Origin of the sequence: Acinetobacter gyllenbergii (genome assembly GCF_001682515.1) — a bacterium.
Classification (GTDB): domain Bacteria; phylum Pseudomonadota; class Gammaproteobacteria; order Pseudomonadales; family Moraxellaceae; genus Acinetobacter; species Acinetobacter gyllenbergii.
In genome coordinates, this window is sequence record NZ_KV575268.1 from 17,189 (window position 1) to 32,676 (window position 15,488).

The 15,488-nt window shown below is 40.8% G+C and carries 14 protein-coding genes and 1 pseudogene; 11 read left to right on the forward strand and 4 right to left on the reverse strand.

Annotated features, from left to right (window positions below; genetic code table 11):
* Positions 1-521: 521 nt before the first annotated feature.
* From NG55_RS16270 to NG55_RS16310, 10 genes and pseudogenes are all read left to right on the forward strand, one after another.
* Positions 522-1,712 (forward strand): aromatic ring-hydroxylating oxygenase subunit alpha, encoded by a 1,191-nt coding sequence (locus NG55_RS16270; protein ID WP_065343813.1) that lies wholly within the window; start codon positions 522-524, stop codon positions 1,710-1,712.
* A gap of 1 nt (position 1,713) precedes the next feature.
* Positions 1,714-3,144: an aldehyde dehydrogenase family protein gene (locus tag NG55_RS16275; protein ID WP_016540336.1), complete on the forward strand. Its 1,431-nt coding sequence runs from the start codon at positions 1,714-1,716 to the stop codon at positions 3,142-3,144.
* Positions 3,145-3,171: 27 nt separating this feature from the next.
* Positions 3,172-3,333 (forward strand): annotated as a pseudogene (locus tag NG55_RS21325) (rubredoxin); the annotation flags it as partial.
* Complete coding sequence (locus tag NG55_RS16280) at positions 3,322-4,524, forward strand: FAD-dependent oxidoreductase (protein WP_228704194.1); 1,203 nt, start codon at positions 3,322-3,324, stop codon at positions 4,522-4,524. The pseudogene NG55_RS21325 and the gene NG55_RS16280, both read left to right, overlap by 12 nt.
* Positions 4,525-4,541: 17 nt before the next feature.
* Positions 4,542-5,858, forward strand: coding sequence for an NAD(P)/FAD-dependent oxidoreductase (locus tag NG55_RS16285; RefSeq protein ID WP_065343815.1), 1,317 nt, complete (start codon positions 4,542-4,544; stop codon positions 5,856-5,858).
* A gap of 11 nt (positions 5,859-5,869) precedes the next feature.
* The gene (locus NG55_RS16290) at positions 5,870-6,223 is read left to right on the forward strand and encodes a cupin domain-containing protein (protein WP_016540333.1); all 354 of its coding nucleotides are present in this window, start codon (positions 5,870-5,872) and stop codon (positions 6,221-6,223) included.
* A gap of 144 nt (positions 6,224-6,367) precedes the next feature.
* On the forward strand, positions 6,368-7,543 hold the full coding sequence (locus tag NG55_RS16295) for a hypothetical protein (protein WP_065343816.1): 1,176 nt from the start codon (positions 6,368-6,370) through the stop codon (positions 7,541-7,543).
* Between the two features lie 80 nt (positions 7,544-7,623).
* Entirely contained in the window at positions 7,624-8,241 is a 618-nt protein-coding gene (locus tag NG55_RS16300; RefSeq protein ID WP_065343817.1) for a MarC family protein, read from the forward strand.
* A 155-nt stretch (positions 8,242-8,396) separates the two neighbouring features.
* Positions 8,397-8,882: a nucleotide triphosphate diphosphatase NUDT15 gene (locus tag NG55_RS16305; RefSeq protein ID WP_171257994.1), complete on the forward strand. Its 486-nt coding sequence runs from the start codon at positions 8,397-8,399 to the stop codon at positions 8,880-8,882.
* A 316-nt stretch (positions 8,883-9,198) separates the two neighbouring features.
* Positions 9,199-10,368, forward strand: coding sequence for an MFS transporter (locus tag NG55_RS16310; RefSeq protein ID WP_081409012.1), 1,170 nt, complete (start codon positions 9,199-9,201; stop codon positions 10,366-10,368).
* Between the two features lies 1 nt (position 10,369).
* Here NG55_RS16310 and NG55_RS16315 read toward each other — a convergent pair whose 3' ends face one another.
* Positions 10,370-11,860 carry an amidase gene (locus tag NG55_RS16315; protein WP_065343820.1) on the reverse strand — a complete coding sequence of 497 codons (1,491 nt, stop codon included), beginning with the start codon at positions 11,858-11,860 and terminating at the stop codon, positions 10,370-10,372.
* 203 nt (positions 11,861-12,063) lie between these two features.
* Here NG55_RS16315 and NG55_RS16320 point away from each other — a divergent pair, with 203 nt between their 5' ends.
* Positions 12,064-12,543: a hypothetical protein gene (locus NG55_RS16320; protein ID WP_065343821.1), complete on the forward strand. Its 480-nt coding sequence runs from the start codon at positions 12,064-12,066 to the stop codon at positions 12,541-12,543.
* A gap of 48 nt (positions 12,544-12,591) precedes the next feature.
* On the opposite strand, the gene accC is transcribed toward NG55_RS16320, so the two are convergent.
* Genes accC through aroQ form a run of 3 tightly spaced genes read right to left on the reverse strand, consistent with a single transcriptional unit; the run spans position 12,592 to position 14,870 of the window.
* On the reverse strand, positions 12,592-13,956 hold the full coding sequence (accC, locus tag NG55_RS16325) for an acetyl-CoA carboxylase biotin carboxylase subunit (protein WP_016540326.1): 1,365 nt from the start codon (positions 13,954-13,956) through the stop codon (positions 12,592-12,594).
* Between the two features lie 17 nt (positions 13,957-13,973).
* On the reverse strand, positions 13,974-14,393 hold the full coding sequence (accB, locus tag NG55_RS16330; RefSeq protein ID WP_016540325.1) for an acetyl-CoA carboxylase biotin carboxyl carrier protein: 420 nt from the start codon (positions 14,391-14,393) through the stop codon (positions 13,974-13,976).
* A 27-nt stretch (positions 14,394-14,420) separates the two neighbouring features.
* The gene (gene aroQ, locus NG55_RS16335) at positions 14,421-14,870 is read right to left on the reverse strand and encodes a type II 3-dehydroquinate dehydratase (protein WP_065343822.1); all 450 of its coding nucleotides are present in this window, start codon (positions 14,868-14,870) and stop codon (positions 14,421-14,423) included.
* Between the last annotated feature and the right edge of the window lie 618 nt (positions 14,871-15,488).

A 15,488-nucleotide genomic window follows, 5' to 3' on the forward strand; every position in this document is an offset into this window, starting at 1 on the left:
CTCCTCCTTGGATGCGTTGCAAATAGCTAAAAACTATTAGCTATCAGATGCGAATAATACAGAGTAGTAATGAGGAGGAAGAACACTCAACTGATTTATTCTCATTCATCCGTGAGTTTTAATCATGGGAGATGATTAGCGCTCTTGCATAAGTCATTTTTAAGCTGTAGTGAATTCGCAACGAAAGTCCCTTTTCCTGTTAAAAGGATGAGCATCGTTACGCGCAAGCGGGAGAGAGTTTATATGAAGAATCCCCCTCATCCTAATAAGGAACTCTCAGCAACAATTTTTATTAATGATGGATCATTCTTCGATTTTTCAAAGAACGCTATTTTTTAATATTTAATTTGATCATAAAAAATAAATCTGAAGAGCATGATTAAAACTCATAGATACCTAGCTAAAAAGTCGTTTGTGAGACAACTCGATATTTAACACAATCTCCAAAGAAATAGCAGAGTGTGCAAATCATCTCAGCGCAGGGAGTTCTGCATTCATTCAAATATAAGGGAGATCATCAGATGAATAGTCGAGTTAGCCAACAATTAATTACGGTTCAGCAAGTTGATAATGTTTTAAATTCAATTACTGAATCTAATGGTATGCCAAATTTAGCTTATACCAGCAATGAATATTTTAACTTCGAACGCGACAATATTTTAAGTAAAACATGGGTGTGTGTGGGTTTTGCTTCGGATTTACCTAAAAATAGTTATGTAAAGCCCGTGAATTTTATGGGTATGCCATTGGTTATGATGCGTAACCGTGATGGCTTAGTTCAAGTATTTCATAATGTATGCAGCCATCGTGGCATGCAACTGGTACATGATCAAGGTGCGATTGAAGGCGTTATTCGCTGTCCATATCATTCATGGAGCTATGACCTGAATGGTAATTTAAAAGGTACTCCGCATGTCGGTGGAATTGGTCAGCACAAAGATGAACGTTTTAAGTGTGAAAAACATGGTTTAAAGGCACTTCGTTCAGCAATTTGGATGGATATGGTCTTCGTTAATATTTCTGGCGATGCCGCAACATTTGAATCGCATATTGCACCGTTGGTGGAGCGTTGGAAACCTTTCTTAGGTGAAAACGGTTTAGAGCTCATCCGCAGTAGCAATGTGGGTTCACATTTTGAACTTCCAGTAAAAAGCAATTGGAAGTTGACTGTTGAAAATTATTGCGAAGCCTATCATTTGCCTTGGGTACATCCAGCGCTAAATACTTACTCCAAACTTGAAGATCATTACAACATTATGTTTGAAGATCGCTTTGCAGGTCAGGGTAGTTATAAATATAACCTATCAGCGACAGCAGGCACCCATTTACCAAAATTCCCAACTTGGCCTGAAGAACAATTACGCCATGCAGAATATGTTGCTGTATTTCCAAACGTATTGTTAGGTATTCAAGCTGATCATGCATTTGCCATGATGATTGATCCAATTGCGCCAGAACAGACCATAGAAAGGCTTCGTCTATATTACGTCAGCGATGAGTCTCTAAATGCCAAATATGATGCATGCCGTGAAGCAACATTGGAATCATGGAAGGTAGTTTTTGCTGAAGATGTTTTTGCTGTCGAAAACATGCAGAAAGGTCGTCATTCACCAGGTTTTGGTGGAGGGGTTTTTTCTCCTGAAATGGATTTACCAACACACTTTTTTCAAAAGTGGTTAGCAACTCAGGCCAAAGCTGCGTTGGAGGCATAACATGCAACATTACCTGAACTATGTGAATGGTCAGTGGCGAGATGCTGCACGCCAATTTGAGGTGATCAACCCTGCAACAGCTCATGTTTTTGCAACCGTAGCACGTGCAAGTATCGAAGATGCAGACGCAGCAATGGCTGCGGCTAGAGGTTGTGTAAACAGTGGTGCACTAATTGATGTACGTCCTGCACAACGTACAACTTGGATGTTAAAAGCAGCAGAAGCAATTCGTGAAATTGCAGAAGAGGGCGCATTAATCCTATGTCGTGAAAACGGTAAAAATGTTGATACGGCACGTGAAGAATTCGATGAAGCAGCTCGTTATTTTGAATACTACGCAGGTATGGCAGATAAAATTGAAGGAATCTCAGTCCCTTTAGGTAAAGATTATATTGATTTCACTTCGTATATTCCAATGGGTGTATCGGTTCAGATCGTACCTTGGAACTTTCCTGTTTCGATCTGTGCACGTTCACTTGCACCAGCTTTAGCAGCTGGTAATGCCGTGGTGATCAAGTCACCCGAAGTTTCGCCTTTAGGAATGGTTTTACTCATCAAAGCCATTGAGCAAGCTGGTTTTCCACAAGGTGCAGTGAACTTACTGTGCGGTAAAGGCTCCGAAGTGGGTACTCATCTGGTTAAACACCAAGAGACCAATCAGATTGTATTCACGGGTTCCGTTGCAACAGGCCAACACATTTTGAAAGATGCGGCTGAACGTGCAACACCTGCTGTAATGGAGTTAGGTGGTAAGTCAGCGGCTATCGCTTTTGCAGATGTTGATTTAGAACAGTTACTGCGTAGTGTTAAAGTCGGAATTTTTTATAACTCAGGGCAAGTTTGCTCAGCAATGTCACGGTTATTAGTACACCGTAGTCGCTATGAAGAAGTTAAAGCAGCGGTCGTTAATCTTGCAGAAAGCCTAACAATAGGAATTGGTGAAAGTAATGCCGAACTTACACCAGTTGTTTCTAAAGATCAGCAGCAACAGATTCTTGCCATGATTGATAAAGCGCGTGAAGAAGGTGCAAAAATCTTAACAGGTGGTAGAGCAGCAGATCTAGACGGCTATTTTGTCTTACCTACGATTATTGAAGCAAAAGATGACATGTCGATTGCTCAGGAAGAAGTGTTTGGTCCAGTCATGGTGATTATGCCTTTTGATGATGAAGACCAAGCAGTTGCAATTGCTAATGGCACGGACTTCGGTCTTGTTGCTGGTGTGTTTGGTGAAAATCTAAATCAAACACTTCGAGTTGCAAATCGTCTTATTGCTGGTCAGGTCTTTATTAACGAATGGTTTGCAGGTGGTATTGAAACACCGTTTGGTGGCGTGGGCTTATCAGGTTTTGGTCGTGAAAAAGGGCAGGAAGCCATCTACAGTTATGTTCAGACTCGTAACATCGGTATTCGTTTGAGACATAGCGTGTAATGTGTAAGAAATAAGGAAATAGACAAGATGAGAAAGTGGTTATGTATTGTCTGTGGCTGGATCTATGATGAAGCGAAAGGCTGGCCTGATGATGGGATAGCACCAGGAACGAAGTGGGAAGATGTTCCTGATGACTGGATGTGTCCAGAATGTCAGGTGGGTAAAGCTGATTTTGAAATGCTCGATATCACAGATGTTGAGGAGGACGAAATCCCTCAAGTAGCAGCGGCATTGATTGAACCCGTGGTGATTATTGGTAGCGGTCATGCGGGTTATCAATTGGCTTCGGCTTTACGTGCCAAATCTGCAGACTTGTCTATTACCGTATTTACTGCTGATGATGGTGCTCTATATAGCAAACCCGCATTATCGAATGCTTTGGCATTAGGTAAAGATGGAGATAGTCTAGTTCGTGAATCTGTTCTGAGCTGGGAACAACGTTTAAATATCCGCGTTTATCCACATACCAAAGTGACTCATATTGATCGGGAAAATAAAAAGCTTCAAACCACAATTGGTAATTATCCTTACGGCAGACTCGTACTTGCTACAGGTGCAACACCAGTTGTCATTCCGATTGATGGCGATTCTACGGCAACTATAAGCGTAAATGACCTCGCGGATTATCGCCGTTTTCGTCAGCAATTATTAGATAAACAACACGTCACAATTCTTGGGGATGGTCTGATTGGTTGTGAGTTCGCAAATGATTTAGCTGCATATGGCATTAAAGTTACGGTTGTAGGGCTTGGCAAATGGGCAATGGAACGTCTTATTCCAGAACCTCTAGGTCATGCATTACAAAATGCGCTAAGTGAGTTAGGCGTAGAGTGGAAATTACAAAATAGTATCCGTTCTATTCATTCAGCTAATGGTCATTACCAATTAACTCTCCAGGATGGTCAATCCGTTGAAACTGACTTGGTATTAAGTGCAGTCGGTTTAAGACCAAATATTGCACTTGCTCAAGCCGCTGGCCTAGAAACAGCACGCGGAATCTGTACGGGACTAGATCACCGCAGTAGCGATCCTACGATTTTTGCTTTGGGTGATTGTGCGGAAGTGAATGGTCAGTGGGCGCCTTATATCAATCCAATCACGCAAGCCTTACCTGCTTTAGTGAATAATCTTTTAGGTCAGTCAACGGCTGCGGATTTGAAATCAACACCTGTTTTAGTAAAAACACCAATTTTGCCGCTCTCTGTTTTACCTGCAATGGGGACAGGTGAGTGGAGAGTGGAACAACATGACGGAGAGTTTGCTGCTGGTTTCTACAATGAACAAGGCAGGTTAACAGGCTTTGCCTTACTCGGTCGTCAATTACAACATCATCGTAGTGAATGGCTAGAGAAACTAGATTCGTGTTCATCCACAGTTTAAGTTAAAGGAATAACAAAATGATTGCTTTACCAAATGATGATAGTACCTGTGGTTGGTATACAGCATTGCCTCCAGCGGGTCCTGTTAAAAAGTTAATCGGTCCACAAAAAGCAGACTATGTCGTTATTGGAGCGGGTTTCACAGGATTAGCCGCAGCCCGTAGATTGGCGGAACTCAAGCCAAATGCCCGTATTATTCTAGTAGATGCTCAGCATGTGGCTGAAGGTGCCTCAGGTCGTAATTCAGGGTTTGTAATTGATTTACCCCATAAATTTGCATTATCACATTCAGATCCTTCGCATAAACAAAAGCTGTTAAGTCTAAACCGATCTGCAATTGCACAATTACAAGGTTTAGTCGAGCGCCATAATATTGATTGTCAGTGGTCGGCAGCAGGTAAATATCAAGGCGCAGTGGGTGAAAGAGGTGAAGCTCATCTCAATCATTTTGAACATTTGATGAAAGATCTAGGTGAACCCTATCGTTGGGTTGAAAAGGCCGAGCTGAAAAAAGTATTAGGGACAGATTTTTATAGTCGTGCAATTTTTACTCCTGGTTCCTACCTAATGCAACCAGCAGCCTTAGTAAGAGGTATGGGGGATAATCTACCAGCTAATGTTGAATTATTAGAGCAATCACCAATCCGTGATTTAAAAAGAAATAATAATCAATGGGTATTAGAAGGTGATCATGGCCTGATCGCCACGCCAAAAATTCTTCTAGCAACAAGTATTTTCACGCGTGAATTTGGATATTTGAAAAATCGCTTATTACCCGTCATGACCTTTGCGAGTTGGACACGTCCACTGACAGACCAAGAAATGAATATTTATCTAGGTGAGTTGGATTGGGGACTAACACCAGCAGATCATGCTGGAACAACATTACGTATGACAGCAGATCGTCGTATCTTGATCCGTAATACTTATAAACATGTACCGAAATACGGCGCCAATGTCAGTGATGATAATCGTCACTGGATACAGGCTGATCATCGTAAAGCCTTTTTAGCACGTTATCCAGAGTTAGCGGATGTGCCCTTTACGCATACTTGGGGCGGTGTTTACGCGATTTCTCGAAACTTCACCAATTTCTTTGGTGAATTAGAAGAGGGTGTTTATGCAAGTGCTTGTGACAACGGGGTTGGAGCAGCTTGGGGCACAATTTCAGGAACGCTTTTAGCTGATTTGGTTGTAGGTGCAGACTCTCAAGCGCTAAGTGATATTCAATTTGTGACGGGTATGCCCAGTTTAAACCCACCTGAACCATTTTTAGGTCTAGGCGTGAAGACCCGTATTCGATTTGAAAAATGGCGTAGTCGTAGTGAGTTGTAAGGTAAAAGATAATGAGTGAAGTTCGTTTAGTTGATAGTAAACAATTGATTTTTAACCTACGTGGTGAAACACCTCAAGGTACTGCTTATGTTGCTAGAGCATTAGGAGCCGATGTTTCTCCAAATATGGGTATCGGTTTTGCACGTTGGGAAGGGGCGGAAGTGAGTTGGAAGTTACTTTATGACGAAGTCATTTTTGTCATTGAAGGCTGTTTTGAACTCACTGCAAATGGACAGAAGTACGAAGTTCGGCCAGGGCAGATGCTCTGGATACCTGAGGGTACAGAACTTATTTATGGTGGGCATGCGTGCTTTGGTTATGTAGTATATCCAGGTAATTGGAAAGAAATACATGGTTTATCTTGAACTTAATTCCACCACTTTAAGCTGAAAATTAATTTTCAGTGTTGGTTTTTTTAGATTATGACTCATATGAGCAAAGTCTCTTGATTAAAAATGAGGGAGAAATAACCACAGATTTCTCTCCAACATCTATACAAGGAGATATGAATGCATACCGTATTTAGCAAGTTAAGTGTAGGATTATTTGCAGCTGGGGTGACACTTCCTAGTTTTGCCGCAATGACTTTAGGTGACCCAAAAACTGATACAGGTGCTGTGACGGTTTCAGGTGCATTGCGAGCCAAATATAATTATAAAGATTATGGTCCAAATATTGACTCGGATAATAGTATTAAGTTTGATGCTGCGATTGTGAATATCGCTTATGAATCACCTAAAGTATTTGGGAGTGTACAGTGGCGTTGTTATCAATGGTCTGAATTATGTGACTTTTCAACCTTAGTGTCGGCCTATGCGGGTTATCGTTTAAACAGTACAGATCACATTACACTGGGCTTACAGCCTGTACCTTTTGGTCCTAGTCGGTTTTGGGATAGCAGCTTTTATGCAGGACTCAATTATACAATGGGGCTTCAAGATGTACTCAATCTAGGGATTAATTATCATACTGAATTACCTTCAGCCACTAAGATTGATTTAGCATACTTTTCTCGCGATGGTGGTCATTATACTGGGACCGCAGATAAAGATACGGCTCGTTATTCCGCAAATATGGTGAAAACCAATGATTCTGAAATGACAAGTTTAAAAGAAAAAAATATGTTTGTAATGAGAGCCAAACAAGAGCTTAGCTTTTTCAATAATGATGACTTAGATATGGCTGTTGGCGGAAGTTATTGGTATTCAACACTTGAGAATCAACAGAATCATAAAGACGGCAATCGTAAAGCTTGGTCATTATTTAATTCGCTCAACTATCAGAACCTGGGAATAACCCTGACTGCTGGACAGATCAAAATTGATAACAAGGATGTAATCTCTAATTACTCCACATTTGGTTCATTTGATACTGCGTACAACATTGCAAATAGTGGCACTTTTTATTCCGTGGATGTGAATTATACTTTTAAAGATGTCATAAATGGCCTGAATATTACGCCTTATGTGGTCTTAAGTGGATTGGATAAAGATGAGCAGAATTATAAAAGCTCTCAACGTAATATCATCGGCGCAGCTTGGAATTATAAGCAAATTTCGCTTTATTCAGAATATATCATCAGTAAAAATGACCCATTTATTGGGGGAACTGCAAACTCATTAGCGGGCGGCGATGATGGTCAGTGGAACAAGCTGCTGAATGTCATGTTTGTTTATAACTTTTAATCACTTGCAAACAACTGTATGGACTCAATCTTCCGTAGAAAGTTGATTAACCTCTTGAAGACGCATTGGAGTGTGGGGCGATGACCTCTTCTTATCTGAGCACATTTCTCTTATTTTTCTCATTGTTGAATCCATTTCTGATGAGTATTTATATGATTGGATTGATTCGACATACAGAGACCAAAATATTTAATCGTGCACTGATACAAGGTGGGTTGATTGCTTATGTTGTGTTTATACTTTTTGCTTGGGGAGGAGAGGCAATTTTTAGTAAGTATTTAAATGTACGATTTGAATCGTTCCAGATATTTGGTGGCCTTATTTTTTTGGTCATTGGCTATCGCTATGTTTTCCAAGGGGCGGATACGATTGGCGAAATGCGAGGTGCTCCAGAGCATTTAGCGGGTACAGTGGCTATGCCTTTTATGATTGGCCCTGGAACAATCAGTGCTGCCGTTGTAACAGGCATGAGCATGTCAATGGCTGAAGCAGCAATTGTGATTGCATGTACGCTTTTTTTAACATGTAGTGTATTAATCGTGATGAAACTCTCGCATGATCATTTGCGTTATAAGCATGCTAAATATATTGATCGTTATTTTGACATTGTTGGCCGGTTGGCGGCATTGCTTATTGGCACAATTGCAATTGATATGATTGTGAATGGGGTTACCAGATTGGTGATGAAAACGGGTTAGCAGATCTAGCTTGAATGCTATTTTTTATGATGGGAAAATTATATTGAGGTGTTCTTTTCAGTTAGTATTATTACTGCAATCGTAAGTCGCCATAATAGTGCTGATATTCTGTATAGGATCTCAAATAACTTCGTCCAGATAAAAGGTATTACATCATGATTGAGAGTTTAAATTTAGCGCCGATAGTCGGTGTTGGCGTGATGATATTGGATGATGCAGATCAGGTCTTGTTGGGCTTGCGTATTAAAGCGGGTGAAGAGGCTTCTTGGTGTTTTCCTGGTGGAAAAATTGAAGCTGGTGAAAGGTATGAACAATCAGCGCTAAGAGAAGTATTTGAAGAAACAGGCTTAAAATTAGAAGAACAGAATATTAAACCATTTACGCTACTTATTAATCAGTCTTCGCCCGTTGTAAATACTACGGTAGGGCTGTCGTGTCAGTTGCACAATAACAAGATGAAAGCGCAAATTGTGGTCACCGAACCAGATATTTTTGATAAATGGGCTTGGTTTAGCTTATCAGACTTACCCTCTAATTTATTTCCCGCATCGGAAGCAATGCTAAATGTTTGGAAAGAAGAAAAGCTACATGAGTCATGGATTTCTTATCCGATCATGGCTTGGGATCACCGTAGACCATGATTTACTCTGATGAATATATGATTTAAAAAGTTTTTTTAGAGTTTAAACTTTGGAGCTAGGGCCATCGCAAAAGATGGTTTTGTGGGATGCGAAAATAAATAACAATGATGAAGTTTTATTCACATTGAAATGAACGCAGGCTCTATATTCGGATTTATGTTCATCGGATCAATTATTCGAGATAGTTTAGGGGTATGATGCTTGGATACAAGCCAGTATGAATGACGAAAGCATATATGTTTGAATGCGAGTTGAAGCTTCAAATAGAACGATATAAGCCGTTATTTCAGGTTTAGCCAACGAATAAAATGAATCAATGCCATCACTAACCATCAATACCAGACTCGCAGGTTTCTACTTCTTCTACTACGCCATAGTCGGGACATTCATGCCGTATTGGAACTTGTATCTACAAGATCAAGGTTTCAATTATCAAGAGATCGGCATTCTTTCTTCAATTGCGATTATTACCCGTTTTTTTGCACCGCTGATTTGGGGCTGGATTGCCGATAAATCAGGTAAACGAATGCTTTTGGTTCGTATTGCGACATGGATGGAAGCCTGTATCTGGTTTGCCATCTTCGTCATCCCGAATAGCTTCCAATCAGTGGCTTTATTGATGCTGATTTTCAGCTTCTTCCAAAATGCCATTTTGGCGCAGTTTGAAGGCGTGACCCTATTTTGGTTAGGTGAAAAACGTGCAGAACTCTATGGCAAAGTACGTAAATGGGGTTCAGTCGGGTTTATTGTGGGGGTATTTGTCATAGGGGCTTTGTTGGAAATCATTCCGATTTCAATGCTGCCAATCTTACTGCTCTCTGTTTCGTTTCTGGCTTTCCTCTGGTCATTTAGTATCAAAGAACCAGAGCATGCACCAAGTTCACAAAAAACACTTGAACCGCTAATGCCGATTTTAAAACGACCTATTGTGGCGGCATTTTTTAGCATTGAATTTATTTTGCTGTTTTCATTGGCGCCGTTTTATAGCTTTTATAGTAACTATCTAAAAGAAATAGGCTTTAGCACTACACAAATTGGTAGTTTATGGGCGATGGGGGTGATTGCTGAAATCGTCATGTTTGCTGTGGCACAAAAGCTGTTCTTTACCTGTTTTTCATGGCGGACGTTGGTGGTGATTTGCTTAGTGTTGACCAGTTTACGTTGGTTCTTGGTTGGTATCTTGGAGAGCAATTATATTGGGCAATTGCTTGCTCAATGCTTGCATGCCTTTAGCTTTGGCCTGTTCCACCTGATTGCGATGAAAGTGATTTTCCAAAACTTTACACCCGAGCAGCAAGGCCGAGGACAGGCATTGTATAGCACCATGTGGGGCTTAGGGGTGGCATCTGGAAGTTTATTGGCAGGGCACTATTGGCAAGTTTTTTCAGGTGCGACGATTTTCTTCTGCGCCAGTATTGCCGTGTTATTAGGTTTGTTGCTTGTAGTATGGCTGCCGAATCACGTGGAAACAGCAGCCAAAAGTTAAGCTAGATTTGGATATTCTTATATTGTGGCAGCCACGGTTGTGCTTGTTCGAGTTGAGCAGCAAGTTGCAACAAGCGGTCTTCACGTCCAAAAGGTGAAATAAACTGGCTACCGAGTGGCATACCATGTTTATTCCAGTATAATGGCACTGACATGGCAGGTAGGCCTGTTACATTGGCGAGCTGGGTAAAAGGTACCCAACTTAAATTGTCCTGCACCATTTTCTCAACCAGTTTACCTTGCGCCAGATAATGCGCTTTACCAACTTTGAGCAAGCCTTTTAGAATGGGTTTCTGCCAAGCGGGTGTGGCGATTTCACCATTTTTGGGTGCGACAGAAGCCGTAGTTGGGGTGAGGTACAAGTCATAATTTTCAAAGAAAATATTCATCTGGGTACTGTATAGCCCCCAATTATTTAAGGTATGAATATATTCTGTTGCCGTGGTCTTCGCTCCAAACGCGGCCAAAGCAATCGAATCGAGTTCAAAATCACGATCAGTCGCGCCTGCCATTTGTTTGATTTGTTTCTGCATATAGGAGAACTGACTGAACCATGTGGTGACGAAATCTTTTGCCAGTTCCAGCCCGTCAATTTGCGGACGATCTTCAACCACAATATGACCCAATGATTCCAACAACTTCGCTGTTCGTTGCACGGCTTGGATAGCGTCTTTAGAAATCTTACTGCCAATAGGTGATTGGGTATTGAAAGCAATGCGGAGTTTCTTAGGGGCTTGCTGAATAACATCTAAATATTTTTGTTCAGGGGCTTCAATTCGAAATAATGAAGTTTGTTCAGGACCTTGCACTGCATCCAGCATGGCTGCACTATCTCGCACGGTTTTGCTGAGTACATGTTGCATAGCAGCGCCGTGCATGGCTTCACTAAATTGTGGTCCCCACGGTGTACGTCCACGACTTGGCTTTAATCCAAATAAACCACAATAAGATGCTGGGATACGAATTGAGCCACCACCATCGCCAGCACCTGCAATTGGTACTAACCCAGCTGCAACGGCAGACGCTGCACCACCTGAAGAACCACCGCTATTATGTTTTAAATTCCATGGATTGTGGCATGCACCCCAAGCATCTGGTTCTGTAATCCCTTTAATACCAAATTCGGGGGTGTTGGTGCGACCAAAGCTAACAATTCCAGCTTGCTCCCAACGATTGACAATTTCTGCATTAAAGTCTGGTGTGTAATTGATTTTTTTGAGTGCTTGACTGCCATAAGAGGTGGGCACACCTTGATATTCTTGAAATAGGTCTTTAACTAAAAATGGAACACCTGCAAATGTACCTGTCAGGTTTTGTTGCGCTCGCCGTTTGGCTTGTTCGTACATTGGGATAATGATGGCATTCAGTTTCGGATTGACCTGATTGCTCCGTTCCAATGCAATTTCAAGCAACTCGGAAGGATGAACCTCTTTGTTTTTGACCAGCTGGGCTAATCCAAGACCATCGTACTGTATATATTCTGAAAATTTCATGGCTTTTATCCCTAAAGCTAAATCTTTATAAAGTAAAAAGTTACATACAAGTTGAAAAATAGCATACCTGAAAAAATGCCAAACTAAGCAATTAAATGATATGGTAAAAATATTGTGTTTATATGGTTATGAATGCATGTTTTTATCCAAAAATATGCTAATTTAGGCCTATGCACCGTTAAGATGACGACTTAATTAAATCTATGAAAAATATTTATATTATTGGATTATTATGGGCTTGCTCAACATGGACTATGGCAGAGACGGTCGTAAATGACAAAGCAGCAATAACACCGCAGCAGATCGCCAAAGCGAATGCAATTCGTGTCACTACTCGTCCAGAAATCATGGGGTTGTGGGGAATGGAAATTCCGAACAATAAAAAATGTGTCGAGTACTATAATTTCCGTGGCGCAAGCGATGTTGTGGTTAAAAGTGGGCAAGAATGGTCTTATGGCTTATATGACTATCAGCCATCTGAAGATCATAAAGAGCGATTACCTGCACTGATTTTACAAATCAAATATGACAATAATGAAATGGACTGTTCGGGTCAAAAGCAAGACCAAACAGGTGAGGTTTCTCAATATTTCGTGAAGTGGGCGAATGATTCGACCATCGATTTTTGTGCCAGTGAAAAAGGCGATAAATGCTTTGCAACGCTACGCCGTGTTTTACCTTAAATTGATTGCGTTATAAAAAAAGCCTCTTCAATAAGAGGCTTTTTTTATTTAGGCTTTTTCAGCTTGTTGTTCAAGCTGTTTCAGCAAATGTTTTTCAAGATAATGAATATCCATTGCCTGTTCACAGAAGTTTTTATCCTTCAAGATCAGATCTTTATGCAATGGAACATTGGTCTTAATACCGGTTAGAATCATTTCATCTAAAGCTTGGCGCATACGAGCCAAAGAGGTTTCACGATCTTTACCATGCGCAATTAATTTTGCAATCATTGAATCATAGTAAGGCGGAATGTTATAGCCTTGATAAATATGTGAGTCCAAACGGATTCCTGCGCCACCAGGTGCATAGAAACTTTCAATTTTCCCTGGAGATGGCAAGAAGGTGGTTGGATCTTCAGCATTGATACGGCATTCAATCGCATGACCTTTAACTTCGATTTGCTCTTGTTCAAGTTCTAGACCTAAACCAGCTGCAATACGAAGTTGCTGTTCAATAATATCAACACCTGTCACCATCTCAGTGACAGGATGTTCCACCTGAACACGAGTATTCATCTCGATAAAGAAGAATTCACCGTCTTCAAATAAAAACTCGAATGTTCCAGCACCACGATATTGCATTAACTTACAAGCATTGACACAGGCTTCAAGAATATCTGCACGTGCTTGTTCTGGTAAGTTTGGAGCAGGTGCTTCTTCTAGCACTTTCTGGTGACGTCGTTGCAAAGAGCAGTCGCGATCATATAAATGGATTGCATGACCATTGCCATCACCGAGAACTTGTACTTCGACATGGCGTGGTTTCTGTAAAAAACGTTCCATATAGACTGTATCATCACCGAACCACATTTCAGCATCACGTTGTGCCGCTTGAACAGATTCAAGCAGGGTATCAACACGCTCTACGATACGCATTCCACGACCACCGCCACCAGAAGCAGCTTTGACGATCAATGGGAAGCCAATTTCTTTGGCTTCAGCAAGCGCATTGTGAATGGTTACTGCATGGTCGCAACCTGGTACAGTGGGTACACCTGACTTTTTCATGGCGATAATCGCAGAAACCTTATTCCCCATCAGGCGAATATGTTCAGGACGTGGGCCAATGAAGATAAAGCCGGAGCTTTCTACAATTTCAGCGAATTCAGCATTTTCAGATAAAAAGCCATAACCAGGGTGGATGGCATCCGCACCAGTAATTTCCGCAGCAGTAATAATTGCAGGAATATTTAAATAGCTTTCACTACTTGCGCCCGGTCCGATACATACTGCTTCATCAACGAAGCGTAAGTGCATTAAATCTTTATCGGCATCTGAATAAATACCCACTGTTTTAATGCCAAGAGTTTTACAAGCCCGAGTAATTCGTAAAGCGATTTCACCACGGTTTGCAATTAATACTTTTTGCAACATAGGAATCCCCAGACTAATTAGGCACGGTAGCGGAAAAGTGGTTGACCGAATTGGATCACTTCACCATTTTTCACTAAAATTTCTTCAATGACACCGCTCTTAGTCGCTTCAATCGGGTTCATGATTTTCATCGCTTCGATGATCCCCAATGTTTCACCCGCAGAAACTGTTTGACCTACATTTACAAATGGCGCTTCGCCTGGACTTGGTGCTGCATAGAACACACCAACCATTGGAGACGTTTCAACAGCACCACGAGGGGTTTTTGCTGCTGGCGCTGGAGCAGAAGCGGTTGGCGCTGCTGCAACTGGCGCTGCTGCATAAACAGGAGTAGGACGAGTTAATGAGATGGATTGGTCACCTTCCTTAACTTCAATCGCTTGTAAGTCAGATTCAATCATCAAATCGATGAGTTTCTTGATTTTACGGATATCCATGAGTGAGCATTCCTAATGTGTTTAAAATTAGTTAGAAGATTGAATTTTTTCGATAGCGTAATCGAGAGCAAAGGAATAACCCTTTGCACCTAAGCCACAAATTACGCCAATGGCTTTATCTGATAAATATGAGTGATGACGGAATGATTCACGGGCGTGAACATTTGACAAATGAACCTCAATAAATGGGATGGCGACACCAAGTAGGGCATCGCGTAAAGCAACAGATGTGTGGGTCAATGCAGCAGGGTTGATGATAATAAATTTCACACCCTCGGTTTGTGCTTGATGAATGCGATCGACAATCGCACCTTCCCAGTTACTCTGAAAAGAATTAAGTGTAAGTGATGCGTGTTGAGCTTGAGCAGTGAGTTGCTGGTTAATATCATCCAAAGTGAGATAACCATAAACCTCTGGTTCGCGCTTTCCTAGCAAGTTCAAATTCGGTCCGTGAATCACCAAAATGGTTGAGCTCATTCAGCCTGCTCCAATTCTAAATCTGCAAAAGTTTTTTGCAAGATGTCTGCAAAGTTTGCTTATTATGGCACAAAATTCTGCAATTTTTTTATAATTTGTTTTAATCCATGAAGAAATTTGCATGCCAATCATGCTGCATATAATGAAAACTTTGCAAGGAATTGGCAATGTTAAAATATGACAAAATTCAGCGTAATTTAATTTTTAAACATTTTAAACTGAATTGCCCCATTTCGTTCATGGGAATTGTGTAACTCAGCAGTCAAATGATTTAGATTTATATCGATTGACCTGAATTAAATATCAGCAAAAAAACAGGTTACTGTGTATCTAAATAAGAAAAATCTTCTGACTTTAAAATAATAACATATTGTTTTTTCATGTATTAATAATTTTTTTGCAGATGTTCCACTTAAAGTTGAAAAAATCTGCAGATCCACTGTTAGCGACTATACAACCAGAGAAAAGCAAATGAAATATTGCCTTGAATGGTATTGACTCTGGTGATTATGGATTGAACGTTTATATGCATGATTCAGTTGGCAGAAATGATGAAATTTCACATTTGAGATGGCAGTTAATGACATAAAAATGTCCGAAAAAGATATCCATGCTTTG

Excerpts from the sequence above, each read along its gene's own strand:
- NG55_RS16270 (WP_065343813.1), top strand. The coding sequence starts at position 522 with ATGAATAGTCGAGTTAGCCAACAATTAATTACGGTTCAGCAAGTTGAT.
- NG55_RS16275 (WP_016540336.1), top strand. The coding sequence starts at position 1,714 with ATGCAACATTACCTGAACTATGTGAATGGTCAGTGGCGAGATGCTGCA.
- NG55_RS16280 (WP_228704194.1), top strand. The coding sequence starts at position 3,322 with ATGCTCGATATCACAGATGTTGAGGAGGACGAAATCCCTCAAGTAGCA.
- NG55_RS16285 (WP_065343815.1), top strand. The coding sequence starts at position 4,542 with ATGATTGCTTTACCAAATGATGATAGTACCTGTGGTTGGTATACAGCA.
- NG55_RS16290 (WP_016540333.1), top strand. The coding sequence starts at position 5,870 with ATGAGTGAAGTTCGTTTAGTTGATAGTAAACAATTGATTTTTAACCTA.
- NG55_RS16295 (WP_065343816.1), top strand. The coding sequence starts at position 6,368 with ATGCATACCGTATTTAGCAAGTTAAGTGTAGGATTATTTGCAGCTGGG.
- NG55_RS16300 (WP_065343817.1), top strand. The coding sequence starts at position 7,624 with ATGACCTCTTCTTATCTGAGCACATTTCTCTTATTTTTCTCATTGTTG.
- NG55_RS16305 (WP_171257994.1), top strand. The coding sequence starts at position 8,397 with ATGATTGAGAGTTTAAATTTAGCGCCGATAGTCGGTGTTGGCGTGATG.
- NG55_RS16310 (WP_081409012.1), top strand. The coding sequence starts at position 9,199 with ATGCCATCACTAACCATCAATACCAGACTCGCAGGTTTCTACTTCTTC.
- NG55_RS16315 (WP_065343820.1), bottom strand. The coding sequence starts at position 11,860 with ATGAAATTTTCAGAATATATACAGTACGATGGTCTTGGATTAGCCCAG.
- NG55_RS16320 (WP_065343821.1), top strand. The coding sequence starts at position 12,064 with ATGAAAAATATTTATATTATTGGATTATTATGGGCTTGCTCAACATGG.
- accC (WP_016540326.1), bottom strand. The coding sequence starts at position 13,956 with ATGTTGCAAAAAGTATTAATTGCAAACCGTGGTGAAATCGCTTTACGA.
- accB (WP_016540325.1), bottom strand. The coding sequence starts at position 14,393 with ATGGATATCCGTAAAATCAAGAAACTCATCGATTTGATGATTGAATCT.
- aroQ (WP_065343822.1), bottom strand. The coding sequence starts at position 14,870 with ATGAGCTCAACCATTTTGGTGATTCACGGACCGAATTTGAACTTGCTA.